The sequence below is a fragment of the Nitratireductor sp. ATLC21 genome (assembly GCF_057196525.1).
On record NZ_JBXUOU010000006.1, the window covers coordinates 92,988 to 109,289 of the forward strand.

Below are 16,302 nucleotides of genomic sequence, written 5' to 3' on the forward strand. Positions count from 1 at the left end.
TCTGCAGGACGGAAGGGAGACACTGTTTTGAAGTTCAACCGCGACAAACCAGATTGCTCCGCGGAGGCTATTGCAAACCGCAGGAGAGCGACGGATCAGGCGAGGGCCGCAAATGTTCGCCAAGGATATGTGCATGATCCGGTCCTTGAGACGGCGACCGAGGCCTATGTGCTCGGCCATATCACGCGCGAGGAATACAAGCGACGCCTCATAAGATCATCGCGCTAGGTGTTGATGCGCATATCGATTCATATCCTCACATGTTCGATGGTTGTCGACCAGCACTCTGCAATTGCTGCCGAAACTTCAGGCGTATCTTCTCCGGCAGGATACGCAATTTTGTGGTACAAATTGCTTACCATCGACGGACAAGCCGTCGATGTGGGATGGGAGCTGTCTCGTTGGCACCATAGAGTTATCTGCTGATTTGCACATTGATGGCTGGCCAGTGGGCATGTCCACGGCTGTGAATCCGGGTTAACGCGGTGATGGTTGGAGGATCTGGGCGAGGTATTGGTTGTTCCTGGCGGCGCGTGGCGATGTCACGTTAACGAGATCGGGAGGCGATTGGATTTGTGGCGCTGCTTTCAGCTGCCTATGGTTACAGCTTTCTATTCGGCCATGGCGCGCAGGCGATGAGTGCGAATGCAGAGAGCGGAACGTTGTGAGCGGGGCGAGACGAAAAGGTTGCGGACGGCGGAGAAGATCGACATGAAAAGCTGCAGGCTGTTGATTTCCGCCGAGAAGTGACCCGGGATTGGGGGATTTTTCCACTGAGAACGGACCCATGTTTGAACGCTATCCTGCTTGATTTGAGCAGGAGTTTCAGGAGTGTTGGACATGGCGTTTTTAAGCGTTATCCGGCGGTGGCATTTCCGCGAGAAGCTATCGATCCGGCAGATCGCGCGACGCACGGGACTGTCGCGCAATACCATTCGCAAATACCTGCGCTCGGATATGGTTGAACCGCGGTTCAAGGTGCCGCACCGGCCGAGCAAGCTCGATCCCTATGCCGATAAATTGGCGACGTGGCTGAGAAGAGAAGCCAACAAGCCGCGTAAGCAGAGGCGCACGATCATGCAGTTGCACGCCGATCTGGTGAGCCTCGGCTACGAGGGGTCATATGGGCGGGTGGCAGCCTTTGCCCGGACCTGGAAGGACGATCGACAGCGTCAGCAGCAGACGAGCGGCCGGGGCATCTTCGTGCCCCTGACCTTCCAGCCCGGAGAGGCTTTCCAGTTCGATTGGAGCGAGGACTGGGCGGTTATCGGCGGTGACCGCACAAAGCTTCAGGTGGCGCACTTCAAGCTCAGCTACAGCCGCGCCTTCATGGTGCGGGCCTATCTGCTGCAGACCCACGAGATGCTGTTTGACGCCCATAACCATGCCTTCCGGATTCTGGGCGGCGTGCCGCGACGGGGAATCTACGACAACATGAAGACCGCCGTCGACAAGGTCGGGCGCGGCAAGGAGCGTCAGGTCAACGCCCGCTTCTCAGCCATGGCCAGCCACTATCTCTTTGAGGCCGAGTTCTGCAATCCGGCCGCCGGCTGGGAGAAGGGTCAGGTTGAGAAGAATGTCCAGGACGCGCGGCATCGCCTGTGGCAGCCCATGCCCCATGCTGCCAGCCTTGATGCGCTGAATGCCTGGCTGGAACGGCGCTGCAGGGAACTGTGGCATCAGATCCCGCATGGCCTTGAACCGGGGACGGTGGCTGAGGCCTGGGCGCATGAGATGGAAAGCCTGATGCCCGTATCACGACCCTTCGACGGGTTCGTCGAATATACCAAGCGGGTCTCACCGACCTGCCTCGTTCATCTGGAGCGCAACCGCTACAGCGTGCCGGCATCCTTGGCCAACCGTCCGGTGAGCCTGCGTGTCTATCCCGATCGCATCGTTGTTGCGGCGGAGGGGCAGATCATTTGCGAGCACCGGCGGATCCTCAATCGCTCACACCATGGTCCGGGACGAACGGTGTATGACTGGCGGCATTATCTGGCCGTCATCCAGCGCAAGCCCGGCGCATTGCGCAACGGCGCGCCGTTCGCCGAATTGCCCGATGCATTCAAACGGCTACAGCAGCACCTGCTTAAACATCCGGGCGGCGACCGGGAGATGGTGGAGATACTGGCTCTCGTCCTTCATCACGATGAACAGGCCGTCCTGACGGCTGTCGAAATGGCGTTTGACACCGGCGTTCCGACAAAGACCCATATCCTCAATCTCCTGCACAGGCTTCTGGACGGCAAGACAGCCGTGGTGCCCGTCGTCGATGCGCCGCAGGCCCTCACACTCACCAAAGAGCCACAGGCGAATGTCGAACGCTATGATGTCCTGCGCCGGGCCCGGGAGGTGCGTCATGCGTCATGATCCTGCCGGCGCGGCCATTGTCATCATGCTGCGCAGTTTGAAGATGCACGGCATGGCCCGGGCCGTCAGTGAACTGACCGAACAGGGCTCGCCTGCCTTCGAGGCGGCCATCCCCTTCTGTCTCAACTGCTCAAGGCCGAAACGGCCGAGCGTGAGGTCCGGTCCATTGCCTATCAGCTCAGGACAGCGCGCTTCCCGGCCTACAGGGATCTCAACGGCTTCGACTTTGCAAGCAGTGAGGTCAATGAAGCCCTTGTGCGCCAGCTTCATCGCTGCGAGTTCATGGACGGTGCCAACAATGTCGTTCTCGTCGGCGGTCCTGGCACGGGCAAGACGCATATCGCCACTGCGCTCGGTGTCCAGGCCATCGAGCATCACCGCAAGAGGGTCCGCTTCTTCTCCACCGTCGAACTCGTCAATGCGCTCGAACAGGAGAAAGCTCAGGGCAAGGCTGGCCAGATCGCCAGCCGCCTTGCCCATACCGATCTGGTGGTCCTGGATGAACTGGGCTATCTGCCCTTCAGTGCCTCAGGTGGTGCGCTGCTCTTCCATCTGCTCAGCAAGCTCTATGAGCGCACCAGCATCATCATCACCACCAATCTCAGCTTCAGCGAATGGGCGAGCGTCTTCGGTGACGTCAAGATGACGACCGCACTGCTGGATCGGCTCACGCACCATTGCCACATTCTCGAGACCGGCAATGACAGCTTCCGCTTCAAAAACAGCTCCGCCCACGATGGCAAAAACGAAAAGGAGAAGGCCAGGAACTTGACCTCAACCGCAGACCCGAAACATACATAAGAGCCGGGTCAGTTCTCGGCGAAAATCCCGGGTCACTTCTCAGCGAAAATCAACACAAACGTCTTCATCGAGCGGCTGTGGCGCAGCCTCAAATACGAATGCGTCTTCCTCAGCGCATTCGAGACGGGAAGCGAAGCCCGCAGCGGCATCGGCTCCTGGATCGACTATTACAACCGACGACGCCCACACTCGACCTTCGGCGGCAGGACGCCCGACGAGGTCTATGCTATGGCGGAAATGACGGAGAAACTGGCGGCGTAGAAACGAACCCGATCCACCTTAGCCAAGCCGCCAAACTGTCTCACTAGGCGGGTCCACCTCTCATAGGACCCATTGGTCCCGGACCCCGCCGCGGTCGGCGTGGCTGAGCGAAGGTCGGCCCACCGCCCTTCGCGACGTTAGGGGCCTATGCGAACGGGTAACCCGAAGCTACAAAGGACCCCACGATGGTCTCTTGTGTACGATCGAAGGGTGACATGGTTCGCAAACCGGCGACTTTGAAGGATGTGGCGGCGCTTGCGAACGTATCGCGAGCGACGGCTGCCCGTGCCCTGAACAGTTACGGCTATGTCGGCGGCGAAACCGCTCAGAAGGTTCAGGCGGCGGCTGAAAAGCTTGGCTATCGCGGCAATCGCCTGGCGCAGGCCCTTCGCAATGGCCAGTTGCCGATCGTCGGCTGTATTCTCGGCGATATCCAGAACCCGTTCTTCGCGCGCATCGCGCACGATATCGAGGTCCTTGCCCGCGAGTGCGGCCACAATCTTGTCATTGGCAGCAGCGAGGAGGAGCTCGATCAGGAGGTTTCGCTGTTGTCGAGCCTGCGCTCGCTCTCCATACGGGGCTTCATCGTCGCGCCGACCTCCGCCACCAGCAATGCCCACCTTCAAAGCCTGATTTCGGAAAACGTGCCGCTGGTCCTGATCGACCGTGTCGCCGAGAATGTCGACTGCGACAGCGTCGTGGTCGACAATGAGGGCGGCGCGCGCAAGGCGGTGGAATATCTCATCGCGATGGGTCACCGCCGCGTCGGCCTGCTGCAGGATGACACGCGCATCTTCACCTCGCGCGAGCGTATGACCGGCTACCGGACCGCGCTTGCCGGCGCCGGGATTGCGCCCGACGACCGGATGATCGCGGTTTCGCAATCCACGGTAGAGCACGCGGTCGATGCGACGATACGGCTGTTCAGTCAGAAGACACCGCCGACGGCGCTCTTCACTGTTGACAGCCTGATGACGCAGGGCGCTCTTCTCGCCTTCCGCTCGATGGGAATTTCGATTCCTCACGACGTCTCGCTGATCGGCTTCGATGACTTCAATCTGGCGACATTCACCGATCCGCAGATCACCGTCGTCTCGCAGCCGGTCTCGGAAATCGGGCGGGCGGCGGCGCGGCTTCTGTTCGATCGGCTCTCCGGAAAAGACCATCCGCCGGAAAAAATTCGCTTTGAAACCAAGCTGATAGTGCGCGGCTCCGTCAGCCGGAGCGTGGCCGGCTGAACGGCAAGAACAGTCCCCCATATTTTTATTTTGCCCCACTTGCCAGCACGGAAATCTTGTGCGCTAAATAAGTATGAGATCGATCTCATATTGTTTCAACGATCATTTGCGTGACGACGCTGGCAAACAGCGAAGCGATCGGAAACGCGAAACGGGAAGGTTCTAATGCTCAACTTCGATAGGGATCGCTTTGTTAAGATCCAAAGCGGCGCGGTTGCAATCGCCAATGACGTGCGTGTGCTGATGCGCGATCTGCTGGACGGCGGTCTGGAACGCATCTTCTTCATGGGAACCGGCGGCGTGCAGTTTCTCACCCAGCCCGCCATCGAGCTTGCGCGCCAGTCGACGCTCTTCCCGGTTTCGGCGGCCTATTCGGCGCAGGTCGTCATCGAGCCGCCGGCGGGCCTCGACGAGAAGGCGCTGGTGGTTCTGCCCTCGCTTTCGGGCACCACCAAGGAGAGCGTGCAGCTTCTCGCCTTCCTCAAGGAACGTGGCGTGAAGACGCTGTCGCTTACCGGCCACAAGGACACGCCGCTCGGACGCGACGCCGACCACAACTTCACCAACTTCGCCGAGGACGACACCTCTTCGGAATCCTTCTATCTCCAGACCTTGCTTATCGTGCTCGCCCTTCTGGCGGAACGCGGCGAGTATGCCGATTTCGATGCGACCGAGGCCGAGCTGAAGCTGCTGCCGGAACTGCTGGTTTCGGTCAAGGAAGGCTACGAGGCCGACGCCGCCGCTCTTGCCAAGGAAATCAAAGACGAGACCTATCACATCTTCACCGGCGCCGGTTCCTCCTGGCCGGAGGCGCATTACTACGGCATGTGCATTCTGGAAGAGATGCAATGGATCCGCACCCGCCCGGTGCAGGCTTCCGACTTCTTCCACGGCACGCTGGAACTGGTGGAGCCGGGCGTCAGCCTCTTCATCTTCAAGGGCGAGGATGCCTTCCGTCCGCTGACGGACCGGGTGGAAAACTTCGCCAAGCGCTACACCGACAAGGTGCGTGTTCTCGACGCGGCCTCCGCCAGCCTTCCGGGCGTGTCGGCCAGGACGCGCGCACTTATTTCGCCGGTCATCCTGGCCACCATGCTGGAGCGCCTGAGCGCACATCTGGAGGTGCTGCGCGACCATCCGCTGACCACGCGCCGTTACTACAAGCGCGTTGAATACTGAGGTTTCCGGTCCGGCGGCAACGCCGGATCGACCACCCGCCGTGCATGCCTGACGAACGAAAACAAAGAGAGGAACTGCGAAATGAAAGCCAATACGTTCTTGAGCACGACCAGCCTCGCTGCGATCGCCGCCGCCGCCTTCGTAATCGGCAGCGTCAGCGCCGCCACCGCCGCCGATCCGGTCGTTGCCGATCCCGATGCGCCGGTCGACTATTCAGGCACGGTCAGCGTGCTGACCAAATTCGGCCTGCAACAGCTTTCTCCCTTCTTCGTCGATGTGGCCAAGGAGTATGAAAAGCTTCATCCCGGCGTGAAGGTCGAGCTCATCCAGGAGAGCGACGACAGCGTGAAGGGCAAGACCAAGGCGCTCGTCGCCTCCAATTCGCTGCCGGACGTCTACTTCACCTGGACGGGCAGCTGGGGCGAGAACTTCGTGCGTGGCAACCGCGCGGTCGATCTGACCCCGGTCATCGGTCCCGACACCGAATGGGGCAAGACGCTCGCGACCGCCGCCGTCTCCGCCTTCCAGTACAACGGCAAGCTCTACGGTATTCCCCTTTATCTCGACGCCAAGTTCATGGGCTATAACAAGATCCTGTTCGAAAAGGCCGGTGTTGCCGTACCCGAGACCTTCGAGGACTTGCTGGGCGCGTGCGCGGCGCTGAAGAAATCAGGCGTGACGCCGATCTCCTTCGGCAACAAGGAAGGCTGGCCGGGCGTGCATTACGCCGGACAGCTGCTGGCCTACAACGTGCCGCAAGCGACGCTCGAAAAGGATTTCGTCCCGGCCACCGCCGAATTCGCCGACCCCGGCTATGTCGTCAGCCTGACGCAGTTCATGCAGCTCATCGACGAATGCTCCGATGGTTCGGGCACCAACGGCTCCTCCTATGCCTCGGCCTTGCAGCAATTCAGCAACGGCCAGTCCGCCATGTATTATCAGGAAATCATCGAGTTCGATCAGGCGACGGCGGAAGGCGCGCTGAAGCGGGAAGATTTCGGCTTCTTCAAGCTGCCGGTGCCGAAGGATGCCAAGGGCGATCCCAAGGCCGTCGAGGGCGCGCCGGAAGGCTACATGATCAATGCGGCCTCCAAGAACATCCCGCTCGCGATCGACTTCATGCGTTTCGTGACCTCGGCGGAAAACGGCAAGGTTCTTTCCGCGCCGCCCTACGGCCAGCCGAGCGCGACGGTCGGTGGCTATTCCGCGGAAGCCATGAATCCTTCCGTGGTCGACGGCCTGAAGGTGATCGCCGACGCCTCCTACCTGATGCCTTGGCTCGATACCGCCAACCCGCCGCGCGTGGCATCGGCCTGGCTCTCCGGACTCCAGGCGCTGATCGGCGGCTCGATGACACCGGATGAGGTCATGGAGCGGGTCAAGGAAGCGGCGGCTTCGTCCAAGTAGGATCGGCCCGAGATGACTGTCGTCAAGCATGAGCAGAAGGGTGAGGTCGTTAAAATCGGCCTCACCGGGCCGGACCGGGCTGAAAGCGACCGGTTCGGCCCGCTGGCCGGGATCCTGTCGTTTCGCTGGGTCCTGGTCGCCTTCGTCCTGATCCTCTGGTTCGTCTATTATCCGATCATCGACAACTTCATCGTCAGCACGAAGAACCAGGATATCTTCACCGGCGAGACCGCCTTCGTCGGACTGGAAAACTACCGCCGTCTGCAAGGCGATCCGGTCGTGCGGACGTCGCTCGTCAACAACACGCTCTATGCCGTCATCTCCATCATCTTCCAGGTCTTCGGCGCCTTCGTGCTGGCGGCGTTGATCGAGGGGCTTGCCCAGGAAAAATGGCGCCGCTTCTGGCGGGCCGTCTATTTCATACCCTCGGCCATCTCGATCACCGTGTCGGGCCTGCTCTTCTATTTCATCTACCAGCCCCGTATCGGCCTTCTGGACTCCGCACTGACGCTGATCGGCCTCGCGGACTGGTCGCGGGCCTGGCTCGGCGAGGAGGGGACCGCGATCTACGCCATCATCGCCATGAGCCAGTGGCAGGGTTTCGGCTATTCCACGCTGCTCTTCGCCATCGCGATCCAGAAGATCCCACGCGAGCTTTATGACGCGGCGATCATGGACGGAGCGGGGACGTGGCGGCGGCTGTGGAATATCACCTTCCCGCTAACCCGTGAAATGACCGGCCTCATGGTGATTGTCACCATTACCGGTGCCTTCCAAGTGTTCAACGAAGTCATGGTGATGACCGGCGGCGGACCGAACAACAGCAGCCAGGTGCTCGGCACATGGCTCTACCAGCAGGGTTTCATCGAAAACGACTTCGGCTACGGCGCCGCCATCGCGTCGGTCATCTTCATCATCACGCTGGTCACCGGCTTCGCGCAGCTCTGGTACACGAAAAGACGGAGGGTCGAGCTGTGAACCTCACCCATGACACGCGGGAGAGCGAGCGCACCGACTTCGTCGCGGTGCTGGCGAAGGTCTGCCTCGTCATCTTCCTCATCAGTCTCGGTATCGTCGTGCTCTATCCGCTGTTCTGGATGGCGCTGAACGGCTTCAAGACCAATGCCGAAATCTTCGGCAATCCGTTCGCGTTGCCGGGCGGCTTCGGCATCGCCAACTACGTCTCGGCCTGGAACCAGGGCATCCGCGACTATATCGCGACGAGCATCATTGTCACGCTCGGATCGGCCTTTTGCACGGTGCTCATCAGCGCCTGGACCGCCTATGGCCTCACCCGCTCGAAACTGCCGGGCAAGCCGTTCTTCGTCGGCATCGTGCTCGGCGGCCTGATGCTGAGCCCGACAGTCGCCGTCATTCCGCTGGTGCGCATGATGCAGGATCTCGGCCTCTACAATACCTACTGGGCGCTGATCATCCTCTACACCGCCTTTCGCATTCCCTTCACGACCTTCCTCATCCGCGCCTACATGCTGGGCCTGCCGCGCGATCTCGACGATGCCGCCATCATGGACGGCGCCAGCGAAGGACAGATCTTCTGGAAGGTGACGCTGCCGCTGTGCAAGCCGATCCTGGTGTCGTGCGTCATCCTGCATGTGCTCTTCGGCTGGAACGAATATCTCTTCGCGATGATCTTCACCAGCGGCGCTGATCTGCAGACGCTGCCGGTCGGGCTCACCTCCATCATGGCCAAGCACGGCACCAATTATGCCGTCGTCTTCGCGGCCATGACGCTGTCGGCGCTTCCCATCGTCGTCACCTTTTTCGCGGCCCAGCGCTTCTTCATTCGCGGGCTTGCCGAAGGCATCGGAAAATAGGGCGGCGACCATGTTGAAAAGAAATCAGCTCATAGGCGCGAATTTTTCCTTCCAGCACCACCCCTTCCGATGGACCGCCGAAAAGCTCAGCGATCTGGGCTTCCGCCGGATGGAATTCTGGGGCATCGCCCCGCATCTTGATCTCTTCCACGACACCGGCGCCCGGCTTGCTGAGGTTAAGGCGATCCTCGGCGACAACGGCCTCACGGTCCGCTGCTTCACGCCCGAGCAGGTGATCTATCCGGTCAACATCGCTTCCGGCGACAGCGCTTACCGCGCGGCGAGCGTCGAGCGTTTCATGCGGGCCGCCGACCTCAGTGCGGAACTCGGGGCGAAATACCTTTTTCTGACGCCGGGCCGCGGCTTCGAGTGCGAAACCCGGGACATCGCCTGGGCGTATTCGGTCCAGTCGATCAACCGCATCGCCGCCCATGCGCGATCGCTCGGCGTCTCGTGCCTGCTGGAGCCGCTTCAGCGCCTTGAAAGCAACATCGTCACCAATGCCGACGAACTGCAGGCCTTTTGGCGCGCGCTCGACGGCGACGATATCGACATCGTTCTCGATCTCGTCGCCATGGCGACTGCGGGCGACAGCGTCGGCGGCTATGTCGAGCGGTTCGGAAAGCGCATCGCACATGTCCACGTCGTCGACGGAACGCCAAGCGGGCATCTGGCCTGGGGCGACGGCAATCTGCCGCTCGACACCTATCTTGCCGATCTCCATGCCCACGGCTTCGACGGCACGCTGACCTTCGAGCCCTTCGGCAACGGCTCCTATGCGCTCGATCCCGTTTCCGCCTGGCGGCGATGCCTCGACGCCATTGCCCCTCATCTCGATCAAGCGGACCAGGAATGACGAAGGCCAATCCCAAACTCATCGCCGTCGGCGACAACTGCCTCGATGCCTACCTCACCAGGGGATTCGTCACCGTGGGCGGCAATGCCCTCAACGTCGCCGCGCAATGGCGCCGGCGCGGGCTGGACGCCCGCTATTTCGGCGCGCTGGGGCCGGATGCGGAGGCCGATATCATGCTCGGCGCCATCGAGGAGGTGGGGCTCGATCGCACCGACGTCGAAATCCGTCCCGGCGCGTCCGCCGTGACGCTGCTCACGGACGACGCCGGCGAGCGGCGCTTCCTTCTCGAATCCCTCGGCGTGGGAGAGGACTACTTCCCGAGCGCCGACCGCTACGAGACGCTGAGGCAGGCCGATTGGGTGCATCTCGGCACCAATTCGAGCGTAAAGCTCATTCGTCAGCTCGTCGAGGATGGCCTGCCCTTCAGCATCGATGTCTCCACACGGCATTTCGACCTTCCGCTGGATAGGGTGCCGCTGGTCTTCGCCTCGGGCCCGGACGATCCGGCCGAGCCCGTCGAGCCGCTGATTGCGCGGTTCAGGGCGGCGGGCGCGTCTCAGGTTGTCGTCACCTGCGGCAAGCGCGGCTCCTTCTATGACGATGGCGCCGGGATAACGGCGGCAGGCTCGGTGCCGGTCACGGTCGTCGATACCTGCGGCGCGGGAGACAGTTTCATCGCGAGCTTCATCACGTCGCGCTTCTTCGCGGACCTGCCCGGAAAGGCCGCGCTCGACCATGCCGCCGAACGCGCGTCGGAGACCTGCACCCATCTCGGCGGCTTCCCGCAGCCCATTCGGGCGATTCCAGGATGGCTGCTCGCCAAATATGACGATGTCATTCGCAGCACGCAGAGGTCCGGAACATGAATACCATCACGATGAGGCCGCCCGTCGCCGCGCCGAAGGGCGACCGTTCCTTCTGGCTCCAGAGCATCGCGGCAGATGCCGTGACGCGCCCCCTGCAGGGCGGCGCGGACTGCGACGTGGCCATCGTCGGCGGGGGATATGCCGGCCTCTGGACAGCGTTGCGAATCAAGGAACAGTCGCCGGAAACACGCGTCACCGTGCTCGAAGCCGATTTCTGCGGCTCCGGCGCCTCGGGTCGCAACGGCGGTCAGGTCCATAGCTGGTTCGCCGAAATCGACATGCTGCGCGCGCTTGTCGGGGAAGACAATGCGCTGATGCTGTGCCGCGCGACCGCCGACGCCATCGAGGAACTGAACGGTCTGCAAGCCTCCGGCGCCATCGACATGGACCTGAGGCTCGACGGCTGGCTCTGGACGGCCAGTTCGACCGCGCAGGAAGCGGCCTGGACTTCGGCCGCCGAGCTCTGCCGCGCGCTCGGCGAGGAGCGCTTCCGTCCGCTGCGGCGCGAGGACATCCTGCGCCGCAGCGGCTCAGCCGTCTCCTATGCCGGCATTGTCGAGGAACGGGCGGGAACGGTGCAGCCCGCGAAGCTTGCCATAGGACTGCGCGATCTGGCGCTTTCGAAGGGTATCGTCGTTCATGAGCGTAGCCCGGTTCTCGACATCGGGCCCGGCTTGAGGCCGCAACTGCGCACCGCCGGCGGCACGCTGTCGGCAAGCAAGGTGGTGCTTGCCGCGAATGCCTGGCTTTCTGCCATTCCGGATCTGCACCCCTATCTCTATGTGGTCAGCAGCCAGGTCATCGCGACGGCGCCCGCGCCCGACATCTTGGAGCGCATCGGCTGGACGGACGGCGCCTCGATCTGCGATGCACAGCATCATGTCCTTTATTATCAGCGCACGCCGGACGGCACGGTCATCTTTGGTCGGGGCACGGGCGGTATCGCCTATGGCGATCGGGTCGATGCTCGGTTCAACCGCGGCGGCGATGGCGGCGCCGACAATATCCGCGAAATGCACCGGGTCTATCCCGAGCTGAAGGACGTGCCGGTGCTCCACGACTGGAGCGGCCCGATCGACTGCACGGCGCAGCACCTGCCGGTCTTCGGGCATCTGAAGGATCACGCGAACATTTTCTATGCGATGGGCTTCAACGGCACGGGCATCGCGCAGACGCCCGTGGCCGGCCGCATCATGGCGAGCCTCGTGCTTGGTCGCGACGATGCCTGGAGCCGGTGCGGGCTGGTCGGGCTCGACAGGCGCACGCGACTTCCGCCCGAACCGTTGCGCTATCTAGGCGCGCGGGTCGTGCGGCACGCCATCCGGCGCAAAAACGATCTCGAGATCCTCAACAGAAAGCCGGGCTCGATCACGCGATTCCTGGCAGGGCTTGCACCTTGACGGCACATGCTTCGAAATCAAACAACGGAATGGAACGATGGTCGATCTGTCGCTGAGAAACATCCGCAAGGCCTATGGTGATATGGAGGTCCTGCACGGGATCGACCTCGATATAAAGTCGGGAGAGTTCATCGTCTTCGTCGGTCCGTCGGGCTGCGGGAAATCGACCTTGTTGCGCTCGATCGCCGGCCTAGAGACCATAACCTCCGGCGACCTCATCATCGACGGCGCGCGGATGAATGCCGTCGCCCCCTCCAAACGGGGCATCTCGATGGTGTTCCAGTCCTATGCGCTCTACCCGCATATGACCGTATACGAGAACATGGCCTTCGGTTTGCGCATCGCGGGAACACAGAAGGCGGAGATTGATGCGCGGGTGCGCAAGGCAGCCGAGATCCTCCAGCTCGACAAATACCTGCAACGCCAGCCAAAGGCACTTTCCGGCGGGCAGCGGCAGCGTGTCGCCATCGGCCGCGCCATCGTGCGCAATCCGCGGGTATTCCTGTTCGACGAGCCCTTGTCGAACCTCGATGCTGCTTTGCGCGTCGCCACCCGCATCGAGATCGCCAAGCTGAAGCAGAGCATGCCCGACGTGACGATGATCTACGTTACGCACGACCAAGTCGAAGCGATGACGCTTGCGGACCGTATTGTCGTCTTCAAGGATGGACGGATCGAGCAGGTGGGTACGCCGACCGATCTTTACCGGAAGCCAGCAAACCTCTTTGTCGCGCAGTTCGTCGGCTCGCCGGCAATGAATATCATGAAAGGAACAGTTGTTGAGATTAACGGGACATCGGCCCATTGCCGGCTCGAATGCGGGGTGACGCTCGAATTGGCCACTGAGCCGGGTAAGCTTGCGAGGGGCGAGCTGGTCAGCATTGGCATCCGCCCGGAAAACACGCGCATTGCGGAGGACGACGGAGCTGATCCGATCCTGGTCGGCACGGTCGATCTTGTCGAACATCTTGGCGAGGTGCAGATCCTCTATCTCGACCTCCCTGGCGTGAACGAGAAGTTTTTGGTCAAGGTTGACGGGGCGGGTTCGTTCACGCGCATGCAGACCGTCCGCTTTACCGCGCGCGCGCAGGACATTTATATCTTCGATGCAGCCGGCAAGACGGTTTGATGCAGGATGAACTAAGGCCGCAGAAGACTGTCAACGGCGGAGCAAAATCAGTCCAATGGGCGGAGCAAAAGGGCTCTGTCGCAAACTGATTGGCAACATGTCTCCGGTACAAAGCTTCTCGATTTTTGGGGAGGACTCAATGTTCAAGGGCCGTCATTTCGACCAATCAGTGATCCTGCTGTGTGTACGCTGGTATCTGGCTTACAATCTCAGCCTGCGTGATCTGGAGGAGATGATGGCCGAGCGCGGTATTTGCGTCGACCATTCCACAATCCATCGCTGGATTGTTCGCTTCACGCCGGTACTGCTCGAACGTTTCAATCAACGGAAGCGTGCCGTCACCGGCAAGTGGCACGTTGATGAAACCTATGTCCGGGTTCGTGGTCGATGGACCTATCTTTACCGCGCCATCGACAGTGTAGGAGACACGGTCGAGTTCTTCTTCAGCGAGACCCGCGATCTTTTGGCGGCGAAGCGCTTCATACGTCAGGCGCTGAAGCGACATGGCCGGCCTGATCGCATCGTCATCGACGGCAGCCAGACGAACCGGGAGGCAATCATTGCCTGCGACGGCGAAAGCAGACTTCAGGACAGATCACGACGAAAGGTGAAGCCGATCCGCATCCGGCAGAGCCGAGATCTCAATAATCTGATCGAGCAGGACCACCGGCGCGTCAAACGTCGGATCCGATCCATGCTGGGCTTCAATTCCACCACCTGCGCTGCAACCATCCTGTCCGGCATCGAAATGGTCCACATGATGCGCAAGCGGCAGGCGAGGTACGCCTATAATCCCGCTCCATCACTCGCCGAGCAGTTCACGACTCTGGCAGCATGAACGTCAGCCATGCAGGATTTCCGCGCGCTCATTCCGCGTTTGCGACACAACCCCCGCGATTACGTCATGTTCGTTCTTCGGCCCCAAATCCGCCGCGAATTGGTCCGAAAGTCGTTCAGTAGTTCCTTAAGTGTTACGTCGATGAATGGCTGTACTCTGACTTCTTGAACGGCGAAACTTGATGTGCTGACAAAACCTCAGGTGCTCTCTGCCTACAAAGCGGCCGCGATTCGCTATTCAACGGCGTGTCGTGTGTTCGGGGGCAGCCATCTGCATTCACGGTGGGTAGATCTACGAAGTCTCAACTCGTCAACCAAGATACAAGATGCCCTCGGTGACCGATAGCGCAACCGATGTGGCAGCGTGGTGCCAACTTGCCTTCGTCGTAGAGACTGCCAAGGCGCCTTCTGCCATTTCTGTTTCAGGCATCCCCGAACACCAGAATTGTGTCGGCTGACCCTCGCCGGCATCGTCCCAGCGCAGGAAATATTTGAGCACCGGCTCGGGTTGCAGCCAGCGGCAGGAAATACCGAATGGCACGAGCGCGCTCTTCCCCGCGCTGATTTCGTGGTGAGTGCCGGCAATGTCGAACACTATCGTCCCCGACAGGACATGCAGCCACTCGCAGCCGCCGAAAGAGAAGGGCTTGGTCGCGAACCGGCCGCTGTGCCAGCTTCCCGCGGTGACGCGCCCGACCCCAGGCACGCGCCAATCGACGACCCGTTCACCGTGCTGCCAGCGGTCATCTCTGGGCTGGACGAGATCCGCCGGCAACTCCTCGCGAGCCGGCAGATCATCAAGCGGTATGACGATCGATTTCATCCAAACCGATCCTTGAATGCGTACCAGGCGAAGGCGAACGGGAGGAACCACGGCTCGCCGCGATAGAATGGCGCGGAGGCAAACGGCATGCCGTCGAGTGGGGTTATCGTTGTGGTGTCGTCCGCCACGCGACGGCCGAGCAGGTGGCCGAAATAGCTCGCCATTGCCACGCCAGTGCCGCAATAGCCCATGGCATGGTGAATGACGCCGTCCGTACCGATATGCGGGAGGTGGTCGAAGGTGTAACCGACCAGGCCGCCCCACAGATAGTCGCTGCGCACGCCGGCGAGCTCGGGAAACAGGCGTTCCATCCGCGCATGCATCGGCAAGCGCGAGGCTTCCGGATTTCCAGGGGCAAAGGGCACACGGGAGCCGACAAGCACGCGGGTGCCGTCGGGCGACGGGCGTGTATAGGTAACGAGCCGGCGACTGTCATAACTCATCGCCCGGCGCGGATGAAGCTGTTGTACCAACTCCGGATCGAGACGCTCGGTTGCGATCTGGACCGAGGCGATCGGGATTATCTGCCGGCGCAGGCGAGGGGCCATCGGCCCGGTATGGGCGTTCGTTGCCACCACGACGGAACGCGCCCGTATCGTTGCGCCACTGGCAAGCGCGACGTCGGCGCCTGCTGCGGACTGTGTAAGACCCACCACGTCCTGCCCAGAAAAGATCCGCACACCGGTGGCGAGCACGCGTTTCACAAGTCCGTTCACGTAATGGCCGGGATGGATTGATTGCCAGGCCGGCATGAACACACCGCCATGGAAATGGTCGCTGCCGCAATAGGCGCGCTGGTCCTGTTGCGCCACCATCTCTACCGGATTGCCAAGCGTCCGCTGCTCGTCGGCCCAGGCCCGGAGGCCCACCATCGCCGAAGGCTTGTGCGCGCCGGTGAAGTGGCCGCAATTCTCGAGCTGGCAGTCGATGCCCTCCTCGGCGATCATATCGTTCAGGTAGGACACCGCAGATTTACCGAGCGACAGTATGGCCCGGGCCTTCTCCTTTCCGACGTTCGCCGAAAGCTCGTCCAGCCCGGGCTTCATCGATGTGGAGACGTGGCCGCCATTGCGGCCGCTGGCGCCGGATCCGGGATGTTCGCGATCGAGCACGATAACGTCAAGGCCGACTTTCGCCGCGGCAAGCGCTGCGTTGAGGCCGGTATATCCTGCACCGATGATGAGGAGGTCGGCTGATGCCGGCAGCTCCGTCACCGGTGTCGTCGTCGCCATGCCGACGCCCTCATCCCAATAGGGGGTGCCAAAAGCCGTGCCTTTCTGGCGCGCCTGCTTCATGGCTT

Annotated in this window: 14 protein-coding genes and 3 pseudogenes; 14 read left to right on the forward strand and 3 right to left on the reverse strand. The window is 61.5% G+C overall.

Annotated features, from left to right (window positions below):
- Window positions 1-27: 27 nt before the first annotated feature.
- Entirely contained in the window at window positions 28-228 is a 201-nt protein-coding gene (locus tag AC2CHD_RS20765; RefSeq protein ID WP_484555173.1) for an antitoxin VbhA family protein, read from the forward strand.
- Window positions 229-611: 383 nt separating this feature from the next.
- Here AC2CHD_RS20765 and AC2CHD_RS20770 read toward each other — a convergent pair.
- Window positions 612-728: pseudogene (locus AC2CHD_RS20770) on the reverse strand (IS6 family transposase); the annotation flags it as partial.
- Window positions 729-840: 112 nt separating this feature from the next.
- On the opposite strand from AC2CHD_RS20770, the gene istA reads away from it, so the two are divergent.
- From istA to AC2CHD_RS20835, 13 genes and pseudogenes are all read left to right on the forward strand, one after another.
- A complete protein-coding gene (gene istA / locus AC2CHD_RS20775) occupies window positions 841-2,370 on the forward strand; it encodes an IS21 family transposase (RefSeq protein ID WP_484555174.1) in 1,530 nt (509 codons plus the stop codon).
- Window positions 2,360-3,171, forward strand: a pseudogene (gene istB / locus AC2CHD_RS20780) (IS21-like element helper ATPase IstB). Before istA ends, istB begins: the two are co-directional and overlap by 11 nt.
- Window positions 3,172-3,228: 57 nt before the next feature.
- Window positions 3,229-3,432 (forward strand): annotated as a pseudogene (locus AC2CHD_RS20785) (integrase core domain-containing protein); the annotation flags it as partial.
- Window positions 3,433-3,647: 215 nt separating this feature from the next.
- Window positions 3,648-4,670, forward strand: coding sequence for a LacI family DNA-binding transcriptional regulator (locus AC2CHD_RS20790; protein WP_484555175.1), 1,023 nt, complete (start codon window positions 3,648-3,650; stop codon window positions 4,668-4,670).
- Window positions 4,671-4,835: 165 nt separating this feature from the next.
- Window positions 4,836-5,849, forward strand: a complete 1,014-nt coding sequence (locus tag AC2CHD_RS20795) for an SIS domain-containing protein (RefSeq protein ID WP_484555176.1) — start codon at window positions 4,836-4,838, stop codon at window positions 5,847-5,849.
- Between the two features lie 81 nt (window positions 5,850-5,930).
- Window positions 5,931-7,256: an ABC transporter substrate-binding protein gene (locus tag AC2CHD_RS20800; protein WP_484555177.1), complete on the forward strand. Its 1,326-nt coding sequence runs from the start codon at window positions 5,931-5,933 to the stop codon at window positions 7,254-7,256.
- 12 nt (window positions 7,257-7,268) lie between these two features.
- A complete protein-coding gene (locus AC2CHD_RS20805; protein ID WP_484555178.1) occupies window positions 7,269-8,234 on the forward strand; it encodes a carbohydrate ABC transporter permease in 966 nt (321 codons plus the stop codon).
- Complete coding sequence (locus tag AC2CHD_RS20810; protein WP_484555179.1) at window positions 8,231-9,091, forward strand: carbohydrate ABC transporter permease; 861 nt, start codon at window positions 8,231-8,233, stop codon at window positions 9,089-9,091. The genes AC2CHD_RS20805 and AC2CHD_RS20810 overlap by 4 nt, the downstream gene beginning before the upstream one ends.
- A gap of 10 nt (window positions 9,092-9,101) precedes the next feature.
- Entirely contained in the window at window positions 9,102-9,947 is an 846-nt protein-coding gene (locus tag AC2CHD_RS20815; protein WP_484555180.1) for a sugar phosphate isomerase/epimerase family protein, read from the forward strand.
- On the forward strand, window positions 9,944-10,813 hold the full coding sequence (locus AC2CHD_RS20820; RefSeq protein WP_484555181.1) for a PfkB family carbohydrate kinase: 870 nt from the start codon (window positions 9,944-9,946) through the stop codon (window positions 10,811-10,813). Before AC2CHD_RS20815 ends, AC2CHD_RS20820 begins: the two co-directional genes overlap by 4 nt.
- 11 nt (window positions 10,814-10,824) lie before the next feature.
- Complete coding sequence (locus tag AC2CHD_RS20825) at window positions 10,825-12,213, forward strand: NAD(P)/FAD-dependent oxidoreductase (RefSeq protein ID WP_484555182.1); 1,389 nt, start codon at window positions 10,825-10,827, stop codon at window positions 12,211-12,213.
- A 37-nt stretch (window positions 12,214-12,250) separates the two neighbouring features.
- A complete protein-coding gene (locus tag AC2CHD_RS20830; protein ID WP_484555183.1) occupies window positions 12,251-13,342 on the forward strand; it encodes an ABC transporter ATP-binding protein in 1,092 nt (363 codons plus the stop codon).
- 139 nt (window positions 13,343-13,481) lie between these two features.
- Window positions 13,482-14,180 carry an IS6 family transposase gene (locus AC2CHD_RS20835; RefSeq protein WP_484555197.1) on the forward strand — a complete coding sequence of 233 codons (699 nt, stop codon included), beginning with the start codon at window positions 13,482-13,484 and terminating at the stop codon, window positions 14,178-14,180.
- Window positions 14,181-14,489: 309 nt separating this feature from the next.
- Here AC2CHD_RS20835 and AC2CHD_RS20840 read toward each other — a convergent pair whose 3' ends face one another.
- Together AC2CHD_RS20840 and AC2CHD_RS20845 are read right to left on the reverse strand one after the other, a co-directional pair.
- A complete protein-coding gene (locus AC2CHD_RS20840; protein ID WP_484555184.1) occupies window positions 14,490-15,002 on the reverse strand; it encodes a hypothetical protein in 513 nt (170 codons plus the stop codon).
- Entirely contained in the window at window positions 14,999-16,297 is a 1,299-nt protein-coding gene (locus tag AC2CHD_RS20845; protein ID WP_484555185.1) for an NAD(P)/FAD-dependent oxidoreductase, read from the reverse strand. The genes AC2CHD_RS20840 and AC2CHD_RS20845 overlap by 4 nt, the downstream gene beginning before the upstream one ends.
- Window positions 16,298-16,302: the final 5 nt, after the last annotated feature.